This window comes from Pseudomonadota bacterium, from assembly GCA_036339585.1.
In the GTDB taxonomy this organism is placed as follows: domain Bacteria; phylum Pseudomonadota; class Alphaproteobacteria; order UBA8366; family UBA8366; genus UBA8366.
The window spans coordinates 28299-50113 of record JAYZAS010000021.1 but is presented as its reverse complement, the minus strand read 5'-3'; the positions used below and the strand labels follow the sequence as shown (position 1 = coordinate 50113).

The 21815-nt window shown below is 43.9% G+C and carries 20 protein-coding genes; 11 read left to right on the top strand and 9 right to left on the bottom strand.

Annotated features, from left to right (window positions below):
- The first annotated feature begins 5 nt into the window (after positions 1–5).
- The 11 genes from ilvN (at position 6) to VX941_11835 (ending at position 12680) form a co-directional block, all read left to right on the top strand.
- The gene (gene ilvN, locus VX941_11885; GenBank protein MEE2934105.1) at positions 6–581 is read left to right on the top strand and encodes an acetolactate synthase small subunit; all 576 of its coding nucleotides are present in this window, start codon (positions 6–8) and stop codon (positions 579–581) included.
- 70 nt (positions 582–651) lie between these two features.
- Entirely contained in the window at positions 652–1671 is a 1020-nt protein-coding gene (gene ilvC, locus VX941_11880) for a ketol-acid reductoisomerase (GenBank protein MEE2934104.1), read from the top strand.
- A gap of 345 nt (positions 1672–2016) precedes the next feature.
- Positions 2017–3579 carry a 2-isopropylmalate synthase gene (locus VX941_11875; protein ID MEE2934103.1) on the top strand — a complete coding sequence of 521 codons (1563 nt, stop codon included), beginning with the start codon at positions 2017–2019 and terminating at the stop codon, positions 3577–3579.
- An 80-nt stretch (positions 3580–3659) separates the two neighbouring features.
- Positions 3660–4700, top strand: coding sequence for a rod shape-determining protein (locus VX941_11870; protein ID MEE2934102.1), 1041 nt, complete (start codon positions 3660–3662; stop codon positions 4698–4700).
- A gap of 73 nt (positions 4701–4773) precedes the next feature.
- Positions 4774–5655: a rod shape-determining protein MreC gene (mreC, locus tag VX941_11865; protein ID MEE2934101.1), complete on the top strand. Its 882-nt coding sequence runs from the start codon at positions 4774–4776 to the stop codon at positions 5653–5655.
- On the top strand, positions 5652–6173 hold the full coding sequence (gene mreD / locus VX941_11860; protein ID MEE2934100.1) for a rod shape-determining protein MreD: 522 nt from the start codon (positions 5652–5654) through the stop codon (positions 6171–6173). Before mreC ends, mreD begins: the two co-directional genes overlap by 4 nt.
- Positions 6174–6177: 4 nt before the next feature.
- Entirely contained in the window at positions 6178–8055 is a 1878-nt protein-coding gene (mrdA, locus tag VX941_11855) for a penicillin-binding protein 2 (GenBank protein MEE2934099.1), read from the top strand.
- 30 nt (positions 8056–8085) lie between these two features.
- Positions 8086–9234 (top strand): rod shape-determining protein RodA, encoded by a 1149-nt coding sequence (gene rodA, locus VX941_11850; protein ID MEE2934098.1) that lies wholly within the window; start codon positions 8086–8088, stop codon positions 9232–9234.
- A 135-nt stretch (positions 9235–9369) separates the two neighbouring features.
- Positions 9370–10713: a peptidylprolyl isomerase gene (locus tag VX941_11845; GenBank protein ID MEE2934097.1), complete on the top strand. Its 1344-nt coding sequence runs from the start codon at positions 9370–9372 to the stop codon at positions 10711–10713.
- Positions 10714–11030: 317 nt separating this feature from the next.
- The gene (locus tag VX941_11840; protein MEE2934096.1) at positions 11031–11687 is read left to right on the top strand and encodes an alkaline phytoceramidase; all 657 of its coding nucleotides are present in this window, start codon (positions 11031–11033) and stop codon (positions 11685–11687) included.
- Between the two features lie 9 nt (positions 11688–11696).
- Positions 11697–12680, top strand: coding sequence for a Gfo/Idh/MocA family oxidoreductase (locus VX941_11835; protein ID MEE2934095.1), 984 nt, complete (start codon positions 11697–11699; stop codon positions 12678–12680).
- Positions 12681–12799: 119 nt separating this feature from the next.
- On the opposite strand, the gene VX941_11830 is transcribed toward VX941_11835, so the two are convergent.
- From VX941_11830 to atzF (VX941_11790), 9 genes are all read right to left on the bottom strand, one after another.
- Positions 12800–13594, bottom strand: coding sequence for a class II aldolase/adducin family protein (locus VX941_11830; protein ID MEE2934094.1), 795 nt, complete (start codon positions 13592–13594; stop codon positions 12800–12802).
- 175 nt (positions 13595–13769) lie between these two features.
- Entirely contained in the window at positions 13770–15239 is a 1470-nt protein-coding gene (gene atzF / locus VX941_11825) for an allophanate hydrolase (protein MEE2934093.1), read from the bottom strand.
- 101 nt (positions 15240–15340) lie between these two features.
- Complete coding sequence (locus VX941_11820; GenBank protein ID MEE2934092.1) at positions 15341–15637, bottom strand: nitrile hydratase accessory protein; 297 nt, start codon at positions 15635–15637, stop codon at positions 15341–15343.
- A 7-nt stretch (positions 15638–15644) separates the two neighbouring features.
- Positions 15645–16310 carry a nitrile hydratase subunit beta gene (gene nthB, locus VX941_11815; protein ID MEE2934091.1) on the bottom strand — a complete coding sequence of 222 codons (666 nt, stop codon included), beginning with the start codon at positions 16308–16310 and terminating at the stop codon, positions 15645–15647.
- Positions 16307–16933, bottom strand: a complete 627-nt coding sequence (gene nthA / locus VX941_11810; GenBank protein ID MEE2934090.1) for a nitrile hydratase subunit alpha — start codon at positions 16931–16933, stop codon at positions 16307–16309. The genes nthB and nthA overlap by 4 nt, the downstream gene beginning before the upstream one ends.
- A 51-nt stretch (positions 16934–16984) precedes the next feature.
- Positions 16985–17782: an ABC transporter ATP-binding protein gene (locus VX941_11805; protein MEE2934089.1), complete on the bottom strand. Its 798-nt coding sequence runs from the start codon at positions 17780–17782 to the stop codon at positions 16985–16987.
- A gap of 34 nt (positions 17783–17816) precedes the next feature.
- Positions 17817–18590 carry an ABC transporter permease gene (locus tag VX941_11800; GenBank protein ID MEE2934088.1) on the bottom strand — a complete coding sequence of 258 codons (774 nt, stop codon included), beginning with the start codon at positions 18588–18590 and terminating at the stop codon, positions 17817–17819.
- Between the two features lie 63 nt (positions 18591–18653).
- A complete protein-coding gene (locus VX941_11795; GenBank protein ID MEE2934087.1) occupies positions 18654–19637 on the bottom strand; it encodes an NrtA/SsuA/CpmA family ABC transporter substrate-binding protein in 984 nt (327 codons plus the stop codon).
- Positions 19638–19987: 350 nt separating this feature from the next.
- Positions 19988–21808, bottom strand: coding sequence for an allophanate hydrolase (gene atzF, locus VX941_11790; GenBank protein MEE2934086.1), 1821 nt, complete (start codon positions 21806–21808; stop codon positions 19988–19990).
- Positions 21809–21815 lie beyond the last annotated feature (7 nt).

The following is a 21815-nucleotide window of genomic DNA, read 5'->3' as shown; positions in this document are numbered from 1 at the left end:
AACAAATGGCAAAAAAAGTAGCATCACGCACAAAGAATGTGAAACCGCAACCCGGGTCTGCCTATTTTATGACCGATAGTGATCAAAGCATAGAGCCGCATACCATGGCGGTGATGGTCATTAATGAGCCTGGGGTTCTGGCCCGCGTTATAGGGCTATTTTCCGGGCGCGGGTATAATATCGAAAGCCTCACCGTAGCGTCTGTTACGCATGATAATAGTATGTCATTAATAACCATTGTTACTTCTGGTACACCAATGGTGATAGAACAAATTCGGAACCAGTTAGAACGTCTTGTACCCGTGGATTCGGTCAAAGATCTTACTCAGCAAGGTCCGCATGTTGAACGCGAGCTTGCAATGGTTAAAGTGGTAACCAAGGCAAAATCGCCTGAGCGTGCGGAAGTTCTGAGGTGTGCAGATATTTTTGGTGCTAAAGTTGTAGATACAACGACCCGGTCGTTCGTATTCGCCATGACAGGGGATACAGATAAAGTAGAATCTTTTATTGACCTTATGCGCGAGCTTGGTCGAATAGAGGTAGCGCGAAGTGGGGTGGTAGCTATTGGTAGAGGCGCCTGAAAATATCGAGGAAATTAGAGGCATCTTTTCTGAAAGCTGCAAGAGATTCATTTACTAGGGGAGTTTCAAAATGCGTGTTTATTATGATCGTGACGCAGACGTAAATTTGGTAAAAAGTAAGAAAGTTGCCATAGTTGGTTATGGTAGCCAAGGGCATGCCCATGCCATGAATCTTCGAGACTCTGGCACTAAGGAAGTGAAAATCGCACTGAGACCTAAATCTGCTAGTGCAGCAAAGGCTGAGGGTGCAGGATTTGAGGTTCTGGATGCATCAGCGGCTGCAAAATGGGCTGATGTGGTGATGATGTTATCGCCAGATGAGACACAAGGTCAAACCTACAGGGAGCACTTGGCTCCCAATCTGCGTGACGGGACGGCGCTGGCTTTTGCGCATGGACTTAATATTCATTTTAATCTCATTGAACCTCGCTCTGACATCGATGTTTTTATGATCGCACCAAAGGGACCCGGTCATACCGTGCGTTCAGAATATCAGCGGGGTGCCGGGGTGCCGTGCCTTTTGGCCATTCATCAAAATGCGTCCGGCAACTGTCATGACTTGGCTCTTTCATATTCTAGTGCCATCGGGGGCGGTCGTGCAGGGATTATTGAAACTACATTTCGAGAAGAGTGTGAGACGGATCTATTTGGAGAACAAGCGGTTCTTTGTGGCGGTCTTACATCGTTAATCATGAATGGTTTTGAAACATTGGTTGAGGCAGGATATGCTCCGGAAATGGCTTATTTCGAGTGTTGCCATGAGGTGAAATTGATCGTTGATTTAATTTACGAGGGTGGCATCGCAAATATGCGGTACTCAGTATCTAATACAGCGGAATATGGTGATTTGTCGCGAGGTCCCCGTGTGGTTGATCAGAAGGTAAAGAAACGGATGAGAAAAGTTCTTGAGGACATTCAAACTGGCCGGTTCGTTCAGGAATGGATGCAAGAATGCGCGGCCGGCCAACCGAGCTTTAAGGCGTTAAGGAGGCGTGGAGGTGAGCACGCAATTGAGGAAGTAGGGGAAAGATTGCGGTCTATGATGCCTTGGATCGCAGAAAATGCCTTGGTTGATAAATCGAAGAATTAATTTGCAGCGGAAGGATTGAAAAAATTCCTTAAAGGTAAGGAAGGCAGCCCCTTTTATTTGACTTGTTGCCAGCATGTTATTCTGAAACGAATGTGTATCATCGTTATTTATAGTCTTTGTATTGAAGACAAATGGGAATCGGTGAATAACTGTATTCCAATGTAGCGGGGTAAGTAATATCTGTTAACATTAGTTTAGTATTGGAATTTGTGCCTTTATGTCGACATGGATCTATTTGCCGGTTACTCTCCCATTTGATCAGCTCGTCTCTCAGTGCCCGTGCATTTTGGATTGATACCAAGGGTCTGAAGAGGCAAGTTGGTAAATGAGAAGAGGATGAAAGGCATGATAACAGGTACACCTGGCCAAAAGCTACAACGTATTAAGATCTTTGACACTACCATGCGTGATGGGGAACAATCGCCGGGTTGTTCAATGAACCTGGAGGAGAAGCTGCGTATCGCTGAGTACCTTGATGGGATGGGTGTGGATGTGATGGAAGCGGGTTTTCCGATTGCTTCTGTTGGCGATTTTGAGGCTGTTTCCGAAGTTTCTAAAGTTGTTAAAAATGCAAAGGTGGCCGGATTGGCGCGCTCAGGGCGCAAAGATATTGAACGCGCTTGGGAAGCTTTGAAACACGCAAAGCAACCGCGAATTCACACGTTCATTTCTACGAGCCCGCTTCATATGAAACATAAACTGCAAATGACACCGGAACAGGTGCATAGTGCAATAATTGACTCGGTAAGTCATGCTCGGAACCTTTGTGACGATGTGGAGTGGAGTCCAGAGGATGGGACAAGAACAGAAATAGATTTTTTATGCCGCTGCGTAGAGTCGGCAATCAAGGCCGGTGCTTCAACAATTAATATCCCGGATACTGTCGGCTATACTATGCCTGACGAATTCTTTGACATTATATCGGCACTCTGTGATCGCGTGCCAAATATCGATAAGGCAATAATTTCGGTCCATTGTCATAACGACCTAGGGTTAGCAGTTGCAAATACCCTCTCTGCTATAAGGGCGGGAGCTCGCCAAGCCGAATGCACAATAAATGGCATTGGAGAACGCGCAGGAAACGCATCATTGGAAGAAATCGTCATGGGTTTGAAGGTACGGCAAGATTTGATGCCATTTGATACGGCGATAGCTACGGAAAAGATTATAGGAGCGAGCCGTTTGTTGTCTTCCATCACGGGATTTGCGGTGCAGCCTAATAAAGCGATAGTCGGTGCCAATGCATTCGCGCATGAAGCAGGAATTCATCAGGATGGTGTCCTGAAGCATGCTGGTACCTATGAAATTATGACGCCAGAGTCGGTGGGGTTAACACAGTCCTCGCTCGTATTAGGTAAGCATTCTGGTCGTCACGCATTTCGAGATAAGCTTGAACAGCTTGGCTGCCAGCTTGGGGATAATGCGATAGAGGAGGCCTTTGTAAGATTTAAAGCATTGGCAGATAAGAAAAAAGACGTCTACGATGAAGATATTATAGCATTAGTTAAAGATGAGATGACGCATGCTGCCGAGTCGATAAAATTTTCGACACTACGCGTTATCGCCGGATCAGCTGGTCCACAAAAGGCTTATTTAGAGATGAAGATTGATGGTGTAATATGCTCTCAAGAGTCAACGGGGGATGGCCCCGTGGATGCTACTTTTAATGCCATTAGCGCTATAGTTCCCCACTCAGCCCGTTTGCAACTTTACCAAGTGCATGCAGTGACGGAGGGTACCGATGCTCAGGCACAAGTAACAGTTCGGTTGGAAGAGGATGGCAAAACCGTCAATGGACAAGGGGCGGATACGGATACGTTAGTGGCTTCAGCAAAAGCCTATATAAATGCTCTGAATAAGCTTGCAGATAAGCGTTCCAAGACTGCACCTGAGATGCTTAGCGCGTGAAGAGTGCATATACATGAAAAAAATAGTTTTTTCATAACGCGTAGCAGCGTACAAAGGTTAGTGGAGGAGCTAATTTAATTATGTTTTCAAAACTCCTAGGAATGCTTTCAGCCGATATGGCAATCGATCTCGGTACTGCAAACACACTTGTGTATGTACAAGGGCGAGGTATCGTTTTAAATGAACCATCAGTGGTGGCAATCTCCGACTTTAAAAATAAACGCCAGGTTCTAGCTGTGGGTGATGAGGCAAAAATGATGCTCGGTCGAACACCGGGCAATATAGTTGCCATTCGACCACTGCGCGATGGTGTTATCGCAGATTTTGAGGTGGCGGAAGAAATGATTAAACATTTCATCCGCAAGGTCCATAATCGACGCAGTTTCGCCTCCCCACAAGTGATTGTTTGTGTTCCATCTGGCTCGACTGCGGTTGAACGCCGCGCTATTCAGGAGTCAGCGGAGGCCGCAGGTGCTCGGCGTGTATTTTTAATAGAAGAGCCCATGGCAGCTGCGATAGGTGCTGGCTTGCCTGTAACGGATCCAACTGGCTCAATGGTAGTAGACATCGGAGGCGGCACTACGGAGGTTGCAGTTTTATCGCTGGGCGGCATTGTCTACTCGCGCAGTGTGCGGGTAGGTGGTGATAAGATTGATGAAGCTATAATTGCCTATATTCGTCGCAACCATAATCTATTAGTTGGGGAAAGTAGCGCGGAACGGATAAAAAAAGAGATCGGTACTGCTTGTGCTCCTGAAGATGGTGAGGGTCGTGTTATGGAAGTCAAGGGGCGTGACCTCATGAATGGAGTTCCGAAAGAATTGGTCATTAGTGAGAGACAGATAGCTGAAAGTTTGGCTGAGCCTGTTGGTGCGATTATAGAAGCAGTGAAAGTGGCACTTGAACATACTGCGCCTGAGTTGGCAGCGGACATAGTCGACAAAGGTATAGTGCTTACGGGTGGAGGAGCATTACTTGGGAACTTAGATTACGTCCTGAGGCATGCAACTGGGCTGCCTGTTTCCATTGCAGACGATCCACTCTCCTGCGTGGTTCTTGGTACTGGCCGTTGCTTAGAGGAAATTAAAACACTCCGGAATGTTCTAATCAGCATGTATTAAGTTCCCGTTATTTTTTGTAAGGTAGCGTGGCTCCATTTTATTCCCCTCAGAAGGAACATAGGGAGAATAGAGATTGAAGTATAATAGGGGTAGCGTTCTCAGATTTGCGGCGCCGGTGCGTAATGTAGCTCAACGGTTTGCTTATATATTTCTATTGTTCGGCGCCCTTGCAATAATTGTTATCGGGCGTGCCGATCAACAAATTTTTGAACGTGTTCGTGTATCTGTTACGGATGTTGTTGCGCCGATATTGGATGCTGTATCTCGTCCAGTAGCTACGATATCAGAAATTATCGAAGAAGCCCGGTCGCTCACAAAGATTCGAGAGGAAAATGGCCAACTTAAACTTGAAAATGCCCAGCTTATTCAGTGGCAGAGCGCGGCTCGCGCGTTAGCTTTAGAAAATGAAAAGTTACGCCAACTTCTAGGATTCATTCCAGATAACGTGGCCAAATCGGTAACTGCGCGGGTAATTGGTGACTCAGGCGGTACATTTGTGAGAAATATTTTGATAAATGCTGGCCGCCGAGCTGGTATAGCAAAGGGGCAGGCTGCTCTGGTTAATTTTGGGCTAATTGGACGCGTGCATGAAGTTGGTGAACGATCTGCGCGGGTCTTACTGATTACGGACCTAAATAGCCGAATTCCCGTAGTTGTTGAGTCGACGCGCCAACGAGCTGTTCTTGCAGGTGATAATTCGGATAGACCTCGCCTACTGCATCTACCCGATAACGTGAAAATAAAGAAGGGTGAACGCATAGTCACTTCTGGACATGGTGGTGTTTTTCCACCGGGGTTACCGGTTGGTATTGTTGCTTACACCACAGACAATGCCGTAGTTGTTCAACCTTTTGTTCATGGGGAAAAGGTTGAATTTGCCCGGCTTATCGACTTTGGTTTGACAGGAGTGCTTACTGATTTAGAAAGACGGAACAAGGCGGCGGTAGGGCAGTGATAGACCGAAACAGTGTGTGGTATAAGATCGATTTTATTGCTCGAAGGTCTACTCCTTTTTTGTTGACAATAGTGCTTGTTATTATTGCACAGGCCCCTCTAAAGGTGTCGGGTGTAGCGCCAGTGACGCTCTCCGTAGGCCTCATTTCTGTTTATTATTGGGCATTGCATCAGCCAAGCATATTGCCAGTTACGGCTGTATTTTTTACAGGGTTATTACAGGACATATTGGCATTTACGCCCATGGGACTCGGAGCACTTTCGCTAGTTATTGTTTATGGAGTAATGGTTTCACAGCGCAGACTCTTCCATGGGAAATCATTTGTCTTCGTTTGGTGGGGTTTCGCTATGACTGCGTTAGCGGTCGGAATTATCCGCTGGCTTTTAGTGTCAATGATTGAAGGGGAAATAGTTCTGCTCATGCCGACAGTTGTCGAGTGTGTGTTGACCGTCACCCTATACCCAGTATTCGGTTATTTTTTTGTTTTAGTCCATCGATCTCTATTACAAGAAAACTAAAACGATGCTGGAAACTAAACAAGATCAAAGTCAAGATAAGATATTTAATCGTCGAGCTGTATTGCTTGCTGCCGGCCAGTTAACGATATTTGCTGGCCTAAGTGCACGAATGTATTACCTTCAGGTTCTCGAAGCTGATCGTTACCGAGTGCTTGCTGAGGAAAACCGTATCAGTTTAAGGCTTTTACCTCCGCCTCGCGGCGTGGTACTCGACCGTCGTGAAACCCCACTAGCAATAAATGTTCAGATCTACCGCCTAGTAGTGGTTCCTGAGCAAGCAAAAAATATGGATGAAATGCTAACGCGGCTTGCGCGACTTGTAAAAGTCAGTGATCATGATCGACGGCGAGTGCGGCGGGAAGCACGCCGGCGCCGAGCCTTTGTTCCAATCACTGTGCGTGAAAATTTGACATGGGAGGAAGTAAGTCGAATTGAAGTTAATGCACCGGATTTGCCAGGGATCACAATAGATGTCGCGCAAAGTAGATATTATCCGTACGGTGATGTCGCGGCTCACGTGATCGGTTATGTAGCCGCGGTGTCAGAGAAGGAACTAACGGGCGATCCAGTTCTTGAGCTCCCCGGGTTTCGCATAGGGAAAAATGGAATAGAGAGACGTTTTGATTTAGAACTTCGAGGCCGGGCAGGTAACACGGAAGTGGAAGTCAATGCGCTTGGACGAGTGATACGTGAGGTAAGCCGGAGAGAATGGCAGCCTGGCCTCAAAATAAATCTTACCCTAGATATTGAATTGCAGAAATTTATTTTCAAACGTATTGCAAAAGAAAGACGAGCCGCTGTGGTAGTAATGGATGTCCAAAACGGTGACGTATTCGGCATGGTATCTAGGCCAGGTTTTGACCCAAACGCCTTTAATAGTGGAATCACAGTAAGCGATTGGAAAAAACTACTTAGTGACCCCGACAAGCCGCTCACCAATAAAACTATCGCTGGGCAGTATGCTCCAGGGTCAGTTTTCAAAATTGTGGTTGCGCTAGCTGCATTGGAAAAGGGTATTCGTCCGGACATGACAGTTAAGTGCGAGGAGGTACTAGAGTTTGGGAATGAGCTATTTCACTGTTGGAAGAAAAATGGTCATGGATATGTGAATCTTGTTGATGCGTTGCGGGAGTCGTGTGATGTTTATTTTTACGAACTCGCTCAACGTATAGGAGTTGACAACATTGCAAAAGTGGCACGGCGACTTGGTTTGGGCGAAAAATTAAATCTCGGATTGCCCGGTGAACGGGATGGTTTAATTCCAACAAAGAAATGGAAGCTGAAGACGCTGCGTGCTCATTGGCTCGGCGGCGAAAGTTTGATAAATGCAATTGGGCAAGGTTACGTTCTAAGCACTCCTTTGCAATTAGCAGTTATGACATCTCGCGTTGTAAATGGTGGTTACGCAGTGACACCGAGGCTTACAAGAGCTAATGAATTTGAAGAAGTCACTCCCAGAAAAGCAACCGATTTTCCTTCGTTAAATTTCCCAGCAGATGCACTAAACCTTGTCCGTCAAGCGCTTGACGAGGTGGTAAATAATCCTGCGGGCGGCACGGCGTACAATGCACGGATCTCAAAACGAGCATGGCGAATGGGCGGCAAAACAGGCACCTCACAAGTAAGACGAATTTCGCTGCAGGAGCGGGAATTAGGAGTAAAGCAAAATGATGAGCTGCCCTGGCATGAACGCGATCATGCGCTGTTTGTTGGCTATGCCCCAATGTCCGATCCTCGTTATTCGTGCTCAGTTGTCATTGAACATGGCGGGGGTGGAGGCAAAATTGCGGCTCCTGTAGCACGTGATGTATTGCGCGAAACACAGAGGTTGAATCCAGCCGGCACACGGACCAAGGATCCGGCACGTGTGGGTGTCTCATGAGGAGCCAAACTCAATGCAAGAGAAGCGACCATGATTAAAGGCTCGCTAACCAAAGCAGAAATGAAACTAAGTGAAAAGCTTTGGCAGCTTAATTGGACCATGATTTTTTTGATTCTGGCGGTAGCTGTGATCGGCTTTTGTATGCTTTACTCCGCGGCTAAAGGAAGCCTGGACCCTTGGGCCAGCAGGCAAATGACAAGGTTTGCTTTTGGCATTATCATATTGTTTGCTATCGCCTTGACCGACATCAGAGTTTGGATGAGATATGCATATCTGATCTATGCGATTGGATTATTGTTGCTTGGTGCTGTTGAACTCACTGGCGTGGTCGGCATGGGTGCCCAGCGTTGGTTAGATTTTGGGTTCGTGCGTATACAGCCTTCAGAATTTATGAAGATTGCATTGATTCTAGCGCTTGCGCGACATTTTCATGCAATGAGCATGGAGGAGGTGGCGCGACCCATTTACCTCTTAATCCCTATATTCCTAGTTGTTGCACCAGTTATACTCGTATTTCGGCAACCAGATCTTGGAACAGCAGTCATGTTGGTAGTGGGCGCTGGTGCAATGTTTTTCATTGCTGGCGTTCGCATCTGGAAGTTTTTTGTTGTTGCTATTGTTGGGTTAGCATCAATACCAGTGGCTTGGAATTTTCTCCATGCATACCAACGGAAACGTATTCTCACATTTCTCAATCCAGAATCGGATCCGCTGGGTGCTGGATATCATATTCTGCAGTCAAAAATAGCTCTGGGATCGGGCAGTCTCTTCGGCAAAGGCTTTATAAATGGGTCCCAAAGTCATTTAGAATTTTTACCCGAAAGGCATACGGATTTTGTTTTTACCATGCTTGCAGAAGAATTTGGTCTAGTTGGAGGAGTACTGGTTCTTTGCTTGTATGCATTTCTTTTGATATATGGATTGGCAATTTCTTTAAAAAGTCGCAACCATTTTGGTCGATTATTAGCGATGGGTCTTACAACTAATTTGTTTCTTTATGTATTTACTAACATTGCAATGGTCATGGGAGTAATTCCAGTGGTGGGGGTCCCATTGCCATTAATTTCTTATGGTGGAACGGCCATGCTAAGCGTATTGATAGGTTTTGGGCTTGTTATGAATATATACATCCATAGGGATGTGCGTATTGGTCGATACTGGTCAGAAGGTGCTACTTGATAAACTCGGGTTATATTTCGACCGTTGGGTGCATGGTTCTGCAGAAACTATCCTATTTTGAAAGTTAGCATGTAAGTGTCATATATCAAATCCAACGGGTTGTGGATGAGCCGCGCCTAAAAAGCGCGAATGTTTTTGGTTTATTTAGAAGCGTTAGCTAATAAGGAATACATAGTGTCCGTTGTTTTCCATGAACTAATTTTTAGCCGGTGTGCTCTAGTTGCTGCCATTCTCTTTTTCGCGGGTGCTGACGCTTTTGCTAATCAAGAACTCAAAAATCCTTTCATTAATGATGCTACTACTGGAGCCCAAAATGCAAGTCGTACACAAGGGGTTAGAGTTGGAAATGCAGAAACAATATCTGGTAATGTTTTTGGTAAAGGTTTGGGTAAGCGACTTAATAGCGGCGACCCCATTCAATATTTCGACACAGTTAGGGTAGGTCTAAGTAGCGCAGCTGCATTGCGGTTTGTCGATAATACAGAACTTGTTATGGGTGAAAATAGCTCGCTTTTAATAAACAATCTTATCTTTAATCCCCAACTTGGAACAGCAGAGGGAGTTTTAAATATGACTTCTGGTTTTCTGCGCTATACTTCAGCGGGGCGTCGCTCCAACATAATTATACAAACGTCTTTGGCAGCGATCGGCATACGAGGTACCGTTTTCGATATTTTAGCATCCTCTTCTCATGTTGAGGTTGTTGTCCATGAGGGGAACATAGCTGTCGATAGCAATAACAAAAAAGCCGTACTGCGATCTGGTGAAGTGATTAAGTTGAATAAAGATGAAACTTTCGTGATTTCAAAATCCCCTAGTTTGGAAATAAAAAAAGCAGTACAGAATGTCTCACAAATTCTCAAACAGAGTAAGCATAGCTTTAAAATGTTTAAGACTTATGGCATCAGTAATGAGGCACCAGTATTAAGTAAAGTTCCTGCAAAATGCACTAAAAAACTCACAGGTATTGTAATTCCGAAATATTTACGAAAATTTGATAAATCAAAGTTAATTATAATGAGATTAAATACTGGAGATGTGTTTATAAAATTACTTGAACATAAAGCGCCAAGGCACATTATAAGAATAAAAAATCTCATAAGACAATGCTTTTACGACGGATTACAATTTTTTGATGTAAAGTCGGACTTCGCTGCTATAACAGGTGACCCTTTGAATAACGGTGAGGGTGGATCAGGAAAAACATTGAAATCGGAATTTTCTAAGATTCCTTTTATTGCTGGCAGCGTCGGGATGATAAGAGATCAAAAAGACCCGAATAGCGCTGATAGTCAATTTTTTATTGCACTTAAACCATTACTTCATCTTACTGGTAAATATACGAAGTGGGGCCTTGTGGTACATGGTATGGACAAAATTAGAAAGTTACCAACAGGAAGACCTCCTCAGAAGCCCGCATATATTGTGGCGATACAACTATTGTCTGATGTCCCGTTTGCAAATTTTTCAGATCGTTAGTCCCTTCTAACCCTAGTCTCCTCCGCCAAATAAAGAACAGACTAGAACCCCTAATGACCCTTACTATTGAAGTTCTCAGGGGTGATAAAGAAATTTTTCGAACAAATGGATCTTGCTATTTTAGCGATTGCTTGCGCTATGGATTAAACTACTGAAATTGCTTTACTTGAGTTGGTAGACTTTTGATGACCTTAGATAAAAAAACTAAAATTCTTATACTAATCTTTTTGTTTGTGGTGATGTTCATCTGCACAATGTTTATCCCACAACTTCCTGTAAGTAAAAGTTACCACGAATTTGCTGATTCGAGACCTTGTATGGGCATCCCCAATTTCGGTGATGTTATGTCCAATTTTCCCTTTGCACTATTCGGATTCCTGGGTGTAATCACGGTAATAAAAATGTCTGGGGAGAGAATATTTTTAGAACAGTATCATAGTTGGCCGTATTTAATATTTTTCTGCGCGGTGATCTTAGTCTCGTTGGGATCAAGCTATTACCATTTAAGCCCATCTAGCGGACGCTTATATCTCGACCGTGCCCCTATTTTATTAGGCTTCATATGCTTGTTTACTGCCTTTTTTGCTGATCGAGTTAATCAGCATGTAGGTATATTTTTGTTATTCCCATCCCTGCTTACACTGGGATGTGGGGCTTTTCTTTGGGATTTAAGCTATTTGCATGTGGGCGGAGACCTACGTTTTTATGCGTTATTGCAAATTTATGCATTCGTAGCACTACCATTGATTTGCTGGTTTTTTCCCAGGAACTGTTACACGAGCAATCGGCACTTGTATTTGATACTCGGCTGGTATGCCCTTGCCAAGGTGTTCGAAGTTTATGATCGAAAGATATTCGAAAGTCTGGCAGGATTGATCAGTGGCCATACGCTTAAGCATTTTGTTGCATCAATCGCAGTATTTGTTGTGATCGTAATGTTACGTAGGGCTCTACGCGGCCTTCCGGTCAATTAGGAGGGTTCGATGCTGAGTACAATGGTTGTCGGTGTAGGCCGATGGGGGCGAACCTTGGTGGCTCAAGTGCAGGGAAAAAGCAGTAAGATTTCATTTACGCTCGGTTTGAAGCGTAATGCCTCAGAAAATGACATATCCTTTGCAAGGGCGAATGGGTTCGAGTTATTAACTTGTAGTTATGAAGAGGCTGTGCATCGAAGTGATATTGATGCTGTCATTTTAGCTTCACCCCACAGCCTTCATGCTGAACAAACTATGATTGCTGCGCGGGCAGGAAAACATATTGCTTGTGAAAAACCTTTTACGTTGAATATGAAGGATGCCCTTGCCTCAATAGAGTCAGCACGTGAAGCCAATGTAACCCTTGCGGTCCTTCATAATCGTCGTTTTTTGCCTAGTATCCAAGCTGTGCACGATATTCTTAAGGCAGAAAGACTAGGTGTGCTTTGCCACGTTGAAGCTAATTTCTCGACAGACTCCAATCTGCGTCATAAGGGCAGTTCTGCTTCTTGGCGGTATAAAGACTCCGAAACCCCACTTGGGTCAATGACTAACCGGGGGGTTCATATTCTTGATGCAATGGTGGCATTTTTTGGCCCGATAGCGAAGGTTTTTGCAAATGTAGAAAACATAGCTGGTGGTCCACGTCAGGATACAACCTCATGTATACTTTGGTTCAAGAACGGTACTACAGGCTATCTTGGTACACTGCAGGCTACGACTCCATACTGGTCTTTAAAAATTTATGGAACAGAGGCAACACTGGAAATGCGTGGGGAGGAAAGGTTGGTTTTCCAGCCTCGTGGAGGCAAAGCCACCATAACTAATTTTCATAGCACAAATCTCGAACTTGCAGAATTAGAGGCTTTTGCTGATGCTGTTTCTGGTGTTGCTTCATATCCGATAAGCACCGAGGAGATCCTAGCCATACCGACATTTTTGGAAGCTGCAATTCAATCAGCTGAGACAGGTGTGCCGATAGCACTTAAATAACGAAGAATAGCCAACTCATATCTCAATCGATAAAACTCATACTCTGACGTCAAGCCCTATTTTTCGACAGGAAAATCAGCTATCGAAAATAAAAGTTTAAAATAGCTAAGGTTTTAACGTTAACGACGAAATGAAGGATCGTCGCGGTCGGCTAAACGCAGTAACGCGGGCCACTCATCTGTTCCGAGCGGCTTTTTTTCCCAGCGCTTTTTATATTGATCCCGTGTGCGCTTGCATATTTCCTCTGGAATTTCCGTGAAATGGGCACCGCTCATCATTAATTGAGTTTGCACTCGACACGTATCCACTAACCGATCCATTATAGAAAACGTTTCAGCGATATTACGTGCGCAAGTAAGAAGGCCGTGATTGCGCATAATCATGCATTTTTTTTCTCCGAGTTCCTCAGAGATGACAGGGCCTTCTTCGTCTGTGTCTGCTAGCCCTTCATATTCATGATATGCAATCTCTTCGTAGAATGCCATGCTCTCCTGGTTTATGTATTTTAATCCTCCTACCATGGCTGACACCGCAACACCTGCTCCTTCGTGAATATGCAGTGATGCACCTCGATCAGGTTTCAATCGCAGTAGGGCACTATGAAAATTGAGGCCGGCTGGACCAGGCAGAAGCTCAGATGGAGTAATTTGATTGCCATCAAGGTCAAATTTAAGGAAGTCGCTTGCAGTAAGCTCACACCATAATAGCCCTCGCGGATTTATAAGGATTTTATCGGGTTCGTTTGGAACGCGGGCCACAAAATGGTTTCGAATAGATTTGTTCCAACCAAATTTGTAAGCTATGCGGCACCCAGCAGCTAAGTCGACGCGAGTTTTCCACTCTACTCCACTGACTTGGCCTTGAAGTGAGTTATGCTTTCGATCAGTTATCGATGCCTCTTTAATCACGATCATGCTCCTCCCCAAGAGGCTTAACAGTAGCATATCCAGCATGTGTTGTAATGAGAACACTTTTAAAGCTTAATAGTGTCCAAAAATGTTCCAAACAAATAGAATAGGAAACCTTTAATCAGATTATTTTTCGATTTATAACTTTTTATAAATGAGAGGCCATAACATCGCAGTTAAGTTAGGTTTTCAGACGAAATTGTGTAGCGCCCATGGTGTTAACTCTTAGAGGATGCATTTCGGTAGCGAGGTCGCATAAAATAAGATCATTAAATGCAGGAGCAATTAGGGTAATCCCAATAGGTAAACCGTTTTTCAGAAATCCGTTTGGCACTGCTATAGCGCAAAGATCGGCCATGTTAACGAAATTCATGTAAAGCCCATTTGTTGAGTTCGTATTAAACGGATCTGCTAAAACCTCATCTATTCGATATACGGTTCCTACAGTTGGTACCGCTAAAATATCATCATCATTAAACACTTGTTGAATGTATCGAATATTGCGGTCTAACTGATAAATTGCATTGAAGGCATCCGCTGCCGTGAACTTCTTTGAAGCATTAATCACTGATTTTACAGTCGGATCAATCTCATCTGGGAAGCACTCAACAAATTTTCCGACCGCAGCATACCGTTCGGCTAACAACGGACCCTCAAACATCATCTTACTTGTCTCAAAAAAGGTATCAAATTCAATCTCATGAATTTTATGGCCCAAAGCGGCAAGCGTCTCTATACCTGCGTGATATAACTCTTCCGCATTTGCATTTCCAAAAAATTCCAGATCTTCAGTTTTCGGAATAGCGATACGCAAATTTTGAGGTTTACCTAAGGTGGGTGTTGCTGGGTTTTTGCGCCCGTAAGCATCTCTATTATCGACGGCTTCACATATCTGAAGTATTTCTTTGGCATCAGATGCTGTAAGTGCGTATATCGAGACTGTATCAAAAAGCATACTAGCATTTACCATATCGACGCGGCTCAATAGTCCGAGAGTTGGTTTTAGGCCAACGATATTATTATAACTCGCAGGCACACGGCCGGATCCGCCTGTATCTGTTCCAAATGCAAATGCACAAAGGCCAGCAGAAACTGATACAGCCGAACCAGAGCTCGACCCGCCGGGTATGTATTCCGGGTTGAATGGATTTCTTGCAACGCCATAAGGCGTTCTTACTCCGACGACGCCAGTAGCAAATTGGTCCATATTTGTTTTGCCCAGGAGAATTGCACCAGCATCCAATGCTCTTTGAACCGCTAAATTGGTGTGGTGTGCGGCGTATTGATACTTTGGACACGCAGATGTAGTTGGTAATCCGGCTACATCGATGCAGTCCTTTACACTAAAAGGTAGGCCAAAAAGCGGGAGTTCCTTTTTTTTGGAAACTGGTAATAGATCAAGTTCTTTTGCTCGCCTCATTATAAGGGGTTTTGGGACTAAAGTAATCCATACCCCGTCATCACGACGATTTTCAATTCTTTGAATGAGGTGTTCGAATAATTCTTCGACTGTTGAATTATTGTCAAAATAACTTTGCCTGATATTTTTGAATGAAAGACAAGTGTCTGACATGTTGTCTTTTTGGCTTAAATTCAGACCTAAGGAATTTGACGTTGGGTGTTTACCAAAATTATCCAAGTCTCTTCTCATGTATTTTTGCAATGCTCCTTCATCTTACTGGGTATTGCTAACTTTGGGCAAAATTAGACACGATATAAAATGAACTACAGTAGCAAAAATTCGATTTCACCTCAGTGATGATTTGTCAATTCAACAAGCTGAAGATCTTCCTTCTTTCGAAACAGCTCATCAGATGTCACCAATCCATTTTGTATCAGTATTTCCTCTGCCGCTGCTAACCAGCTAACGTAATACGGTCTATTCCCGGTAAACCCTTGGCTTTTTTTGCGTTGTCGTAAGTGTTTTGAAAGTAGTTCTGTCCATTCTGGCCAAGAGATGTATCCAAGTTCATTGAGATGGCAAACAAGCACAAAAGCTTGCGCTTCCCATTTTTCATTAAAATTATGTTCTTTTTTGTTGGCGAACATTTATTGGCTACACTTTTTCAAGATAGTTCTCCCACATATCAACATAAATCAAATCATTTTGGTGTTTATGACCTGGTCCCCAAATCTCCTCGGGTTTGAAACAAACACTATAAACGGTTTGTGGTTTCTCTCCTAACCCTTGAGAATTAGTGTCAGGAAACACGAAGACACCACGCCTTGCTTCCACAACTCCACATTTACCTCGCACATAACGAGGTAGGCGAGTATGACTTTTAGGATTTATATTAAGCGCTCGAACTTGGACCCCCGGGGAAAATCTTTGTTCGATTTCAGAATTCTCGCGGCGTGAGGATATGCCTTTTAGCATCTGGCGTTTAACACTGTCAGGCTTCAAGGCTGGGCTATACCTTTCAACGTTATCCTCACAAATGCCTGTTTTCAGTTCATTTGCAGAGGCAAAGCCCGCATCTATGATTAGTCTTATTAATGCATCAAGCCATATCTCATAATATTTTGAATTCAAATATAGTGGACCAGGCATTTGTTCTCTAAACCACCTAACGCGATCTAAAGACCATGAACCCCATGCATTCATTGCGAACTGGCAAGCAAACAACCGAGCTTCCCACGTCTCATGGAAGAAGGGCTCATTCTGCTCCCGTGAAATTTCACCCATTCCATGGCAGCCCCCCATGTCATGAATACTGTTCATACGCTCACCTCTGATGCATTGTAAGGTAACCCAGTACCGATCATCGAATCTCGGTTCACCAACTTAGCTAAATTTTCTTCGGTCCAATTCTCTGTCCCCGGCGGTTTTATAGGTACTACCAGATATCGTAACTCAGCCGTGGAGTCCCAAACACGAATTTGGACGTCCTTTGAAAGGCGAAGTCCAAATTCTTCGAGAACTGCTCTTGGTTCAATAACAGCTCTAGACCTATAGGGAGCAGATTTATACCATGTTGGTGGTAATCCTAAGACAGGAATGGGATAGCAAGAACACAGTGTACATACCACCATGTTATGAACTTCTTTGGTGTTTTCGATGGCAACCATATTCTCGCCTTGGCGTCCGCTAAAACCAAGGCTGGCAATAGCAGATGTAGCATCACTTAAAAGCCACTGTTTATATTCGGAGTCCGACCATGCTTTAGCAATCACTTTAGCCCCATTTTTTGGGCCGACTTCATTTTGATAAAAGTCAATTAATTCATCCAAAGTTTCCCTATCGACGAGGCCTTTTTCTAACAAGACAGCTTCCAAAGCTGCGGTTTTTAACGCGGCATCAGATTGTGAACTGTGATGAGGTTTATTATCTTTTTCACTCGACATTATTTTTCACCAGAAAAAAATATAATGGGCTTTCAAAATATTAATGCGCCTTTATGCAATACCTTGTTGGCTGAAGGCGCGTGCACTTTCTTCTCTAATTTCTTCGAGACAATGTTGACGAAGTTTCAGGAATGTCTGACTACTTAAAGTTGCCATGTCGCGTGGTCGATCGAGGTCAACTGAAAAGCTACTTTTAATTCTGCCTGGGCTAGCAGTCATAATAAAAACTCTGTCCGCTAGAAAAATGGCCTCTTCGACGTCGTGTGTAACAAATACAATAGTAGTTTTCAATCGGGTCCATATGCTTAGGAGATGCTCTTGCATTATAGATCTGGTTTGTGCATCCAGTGCACCAAAGGGCTCGTCCATCAACAGCACTTTTGGTTCGTTTGCGAGAGCTCGTGCTAGTGCCACTCTTTGTTGCATTCCTCCTGAAAGCATGTGCGGATAATTATTTGAAAAATTTTTCAAACCCACCACATTTATTAGATCATCAGTAATCTGGGTGACTTCTTTCTTTGATCTACCACGCATTCGCGGACCATGGCTTATGTTGCCGCGAACCGTCCTCCACGGGAAAAGATTTGGCTGTTGGAAAACCATCCCTCGTTCGGGGCCAGGGCCAGAAACTGGCATGCCCAGCACAGATATCGTTCCGATGTAAGGTTCAAAACCGGCAATTGCATTTAAGACAGTCGATTTTCCACATCCAGATGGCCCCAATAGACAAATAAATTCCCCAGACTGTACTTTTAAAGACACTCTATCGACAGCAAGAAAGTCACCACTTTTCGTATTGAAAATGACGGATGTTTTCTTGACGTCTATTATCGGGTTTTCCTGGAACATCGTACACTACTTTTTAAAAAGGACGTAAGTTACCTTATCTCCACCAGACGAGTTTTTTTGATAGAACACCGAAGGCTCTATCAGCTGCAAAAGACATTATACCAAGTACCAGCAATCCACCTAGGACTTGTCCGGTTTGGAGATTTTGTTGAGCAATATCAATTCGAAAAAAAACACCTGCAACTGTTCCAGCAAGTTCAGCTGCTACGAGTGTATAAAATGAGATGCCTACGGACGTTCGTAGACCTACAAAAATTACTGGTAAAGCCCCAAAAAAGATAACTTCTTTCAGCATAAGGCGTTCAGGTGTTCCAAGCGCTTGTGCAGCTCTGATTAGGCCCTTATCCACATTTTGAACAGCAAGATGTGTAGAAATCCAAACCATAAAATACACACCCCAAAATATAAGAAAAAGTTTACCGGTCTCTGAGAGACCAAACCACAGAATAACAATTGGTATGAATGCTATCGGCGGGATCGGTCGGAGAATATGAAAAACAGGTGAGAGGAAACTTGAGATCCATTGTACACGACCAGTTAAAACCCCCATGATTACGCCCACACTCGAACCGAGAAGAAAGCCAACTACCACCCGTCTCACACTAGTCCATAAATCAATTACGAAATCGCCACTTTCAATCCATTTAGCCATTCCCTCAACAACAAGCGTCGGTGGAGGGAATAAAACCATGTTTGAACCCTCAGCTCGTGCGGCTATTTCCCAAACAACCAGAAAACATGGGATCGATATTACCGAAAAGAAAATATAGTAACGTTTATTTGTCTGTTGGCTAGGTTTGTTTAACATTAAACATCTCGATTATGCGTTAGGAACTCAGAAAATTGCTGAATTCCTAACGAAATAATCTTCTTACATACCAGTGATCTGAATTCGACTTGGATCAACTTTTCTCAATGGACCTGGCTCAATTACTTTCATAAAGTCAGGCATCTTTGCACCTTCGGGATGATTGCCAGTCTCAAGTCGCCACGCAGCGTGGGCTTTTAACACCTTAACTGTCTTATCATCCAACACCACTGAAAAGGTATAATCATTCCAAATGGCTTTGAGGTCCGATGGCTGCATACCAGCGCGTTTAGCAACAATCTTAATGGATTCCTCCGGGTTTTTCTTGAGGAATTTCTCAGCATCGATATAAGCCCGCATTAATCTCACAAATAATTCTGGGTTCTTATCCAGAAATGGTCGAAGCGTTAAAACGTTGAATGACTCCGCATATATACCCTTGGTGTCAATAATTGACGATCCTTTGACAGCGCGCTTTGCGTTGGTGATGTTTGGCTCCCAACTATTAATGGCATCCACGCTACCTGCGGCCATAGCCGGAAGAAGTTCCTGTGGACGCATGTTAACAAGCGTTACATCTTTTTTCGTGATGCCGGCCTTTTTTAATAGGTAATTAGTGTAGACCTGACCTCCGGTTCCAACGGTGTACCCAATTTTCTTGCCAGCGAGATCAGCAATACTTTTTATTCCCGACTTTTCACTTACTAGCGTTTTTACAAACGCGTAATTTATTCTGGCTAAAAAAGCGATAGGTTGCTTGGCCATTGCTGCTGCAGTGGTGGGAGATTCTGCATTCGTAGCAATATCTGCGCCTCCACCCATAACGGCCGCTAAGCTTCGCTTGCCGCTTGTGAAATATTTGACTTCTATATCGAGTCCATGTTTCCCATAAAAGTCTTTTGCCTTCGCGACAGTAGCAATAGCTGCTAATGGTGAAATACTTTGTGCTAACCTTGCTTTCATTTTTTCGGCGGACACTGGGGTTGCCATGAGAGCAACCAAACCGCCTATCACAAATATCTTTCGACTTTTAGATGTCCATTTCATAGTGTACTCCTTGCAATGTTTTTATGCCTTCGGCAGGTAAATAACCTTTGGTATTTTGCTACATTTAAAACGCGTATGGTGATGCTTTTTTTGCTACAAGGCGGTTCGGAAAATGCATCAAAAATTAAAACGGGCTAATTATTAGGGAGGAAATCTGAGCAGAATCTTTTTTATCGCTTTTTTGGCTCAAAAATAATCTAAACTTAAGACTACTTTTTCTGGAAATTATCAGAAATGAACTGATATTCGGACGTAAAAAAAAATGGTAATATGGGGGTGATACTTATGAAATCAGTTTAAGAGACAACCTTACTAATATTTTTAGATTTTCCCTCAATAACTTTTGTTTATCAGTCTGTTTTTGAGCTTATGTATGAACGCCAACTTCCAAACTCAGTAATATCCTCTGCATTCTGTATAGCGTAACTCTCGCAAATAAAGCCAAGAACATCGGTTCCGTCTGCGAGTTCAACACGACCGACACCAAGTGGTGCATGGATGCTGGCTATAAAAGTTCCCAAATTCACTTCAGGTATATCCCAAAGTTCCAAATCGATTGACTTTCCCCTATTCTGACGAACAAGCCCTGGTCGCTTGATAGTATCATCAGGCAAGGCATAAAATTGGTATACAGGTGCTGTTTTTGCCGCGCTAACGAAGATGGCACCGCGCTCTGTCAGCTGATTATTTAGAGGTTGTCCAGATAGATGAGCTCCGCAGACCGCAAACCGTATCATTTTTGGTTCTGCTATTAGCTGTGGTTTACTTTTAATAATTTCGGGAACTGAGTGGCCAGTAGCCCCAAGCGATGCTACCATTTTATGTTGTATTTGTGATGCGAGTTCCACGAGTTTTGGTTCACTATCAGGTTGAGCAACAAGAGAAACGCCAAATGGCAAGCCTGTATCAGTATCGAATCCCGCTGGCACTGCGATGGCGCATAAACCTAGAAGGTTGACAAAGTTAGTGTACTTACCGAGGTCTGCGTTTTTAGCGATTGGGTCTGTATTAACGGCTTCAATTGTTGGGTGTGAAGGCACTGTCGGCAGCAGAAGAAAATCGGTTTGATTTAAAATTTTGGCGCATTCATTTTGCAATTCCTGCAGTTTATATTTTGCTTCAAAAGTTTGCAGTGCAGTAAATGTTTTTCCCTTTATCAGGATCTCCCGAATAACCGGCAAAATAGCGTCTTCACTATCCTTCGCTAATTTACTGACGGCATACAGGCGCTCTGCAAGCCATGGTCCGTTGTACAGAAGGTTGGCCGTTTCGTCGAATGGCTGATAATCATATAAACAAGCTTCGCCGCCAAGTGACTTCATACATTCTACCGCAGCGTAGAATGCGTCTTTATAAAAACTATTCTCACCAAATACCAATTGACTGCAATCGGGTAATCCGAATTTAAAATTATGTGAAAAGACCGAATTGGAGCTAGGTGCGTCGCCTATCCGAGGTGCGTCGTCTATCCACGGATCTAAAGCATCCCTAGTTTTAACAACCTCGAATACTCTTGCCGCATCGTGAGGAGTTAATGCAAAAATTGAAACACAATCTAGTGACTTACAAGCTGGAACTACGCCGCGGACGCTGATGCGCCCAAATGTGGGCTTTAACCCAACAATGTTATTGAAGGCAGCAGGGACCCTACCTGAGCCTGCAGTATCGGTCCCAAGAGCAAAGCTTGCTAGGCCGAGTGAAACAGCTACGGCGGAGCCCGAGCTCGACCCTCCTGAAACGTAATCCGGATTGAAGGGATTATGGCATGGCCCGAAGGGTGACCGAGTGCCAACCAAACCAGTTGCGAATTGGTCCAGATTTGTTTTACCGATCAATAAAGCGCCAGCTTCTCGAAGTTTCCTAACTGCAAAGGAATCCCTTTCAGGTTTGTATGCGAAAGCTGTGCAACCAGCAGTTGTTTCAAAATCTGCTGCGTCGATGTTATCTTTCACGACAAATGGTATTCCCCAAAGAGGGGTGCTAGGATCTACTCTGTCCAGGGCTTTAGCTTGGGTAATGGCGTCTTCAATGGGATATAAACTAATGAAGATATTAAAATCTTTAGACTCGGAAATTTTCTCATAAATTTCTTGAATAATGTCGGCGGGATGTACTCCATTCGCATACGTTTTGCGAAGAGTGGGTATGGTAAGTGAGAAATCCTTCTGCATAAACTTT

What these genes read in the sequence shown, in the direction of transcription:
- VX941_11840 (MEE2934096.1), top strand. Translation starts at nt 11,031, where the DNA reads ATGGGCATCCCCAATTTCGGTGATGTTATGTCCAATTTTCCCTTTGCA.
- VX941_11820 (MEE2934092.1), bottom strand. Translation starts at nt 15,637, where the DNA reads ATGTTCGCCAACAAAAAAGAACATAATTTTAATGAAAAATGGGAAGCG.
- ilvC (MEE2934104.1), top strand. Translation starts at nt 652, where the DNA reads ATGCGTGTTTATTATGATCGTGACGCAGACGTAAATTTGGTAAAAAGT.
- VX941_11805 (MEE2934089.1), bottom strand. Translation starts at nt 17,782, where the DNA reads ATGTTCCAGGAAAACCCGATAATAGACGTCAAGAAAACATCCGTCATT.
- VX941_11830 (MEE2934094.1), bottom strand. Translation starts at nt 13,594, where the DNA reads ATGATCGTGATTAAAGAGGCATCGATAACTGATCGAAAGCATAACTCA.
- VX941_11835 (MEE2934095.1), top strand. Translation starts at nt 11,697, where the DNA reads ATGCTGAGTACAATGGTTGTCGGTGTAGGCCGATGGGGGCGAACCTTG.
- nthA (MEE2934090.1), bottom strand. Translation starts at nt 16,933, where the DNA reads ATGTCGAGTGAAAAAGATAATAAACCTCATCACAGTTCACAATCTGAT.
- VX941_11875 (MEE2934103.1), top strand. Translation starts at nt 2,017, where the DNA reads ATGATAACAGGTACACCTGGCCAAAAGCTACAACGTATTAAGATCTTT.
- VX941_11870 (MEE2934102.1), top strand. Translation starts at nt 3,660, where the DNA reads ATGTTTTCAAAACTCCTAGGAATGCTTTCAGCCGATATGGCAATCGAT.
- VX941_11795 (MEE2934087.1), bottom strand. Translation starts at nt 19,637, where the DNA reads ATGAAATGGACATCTAAAAGTCGAAAGATATTTGTGATAGGCGGTTTG.
- ilvN (MEE2934105.1), top strand. Translation starts at nt 6, where the DNA reads ATGGCAAAAAAAGTAGCATCACGCACAAAGAATGTGAAACCGCAACCC.
- nthB (MEE2934091.1), bottom strand. Translation starts at nt 16,310, where the DNA reads ATGAACAGTATTCATGACATGGGGGGCTGCCATGGAATGGGTGAAATT.
- rodA (MEE2934098.1), top strand. Translation starts at nt 8,086, where the DNA reads ATGATTAAAGGCTCGCTAACCAAAGCAGAAATGAAACTAAGTGAAAAG.
- atzF (MEE2934093.1), bottom strand. Translation starts at nt 15,239, where the DNA reads ATGAGAAGAGACTTGGATAATTTTGGTAAACACCCAACGTCAAATTCC.
- mrdA (MEE2934099.1), top strand. Translation starts at nt 6,178, where the DNA reads ATGCTGGAAACTAAACAAGATCAAAGTCAAGATAAGATATTTAATCGT.
- atzF (MEE2934086.1), bottom strand. Translation starts at nt 21,808, where the DNA reads ATGCAGAAGGATTTCTCACTTACCATACCCACTCTTCGCAAAACGTAT.
- VX941_11800 (MEE2934088.1), bottom strand. Translation starts at nt 18,590, where the DNA reads ATGTTAAACAAACCTAGCCAACAGACAAATAAACGTTACTATATTTTC.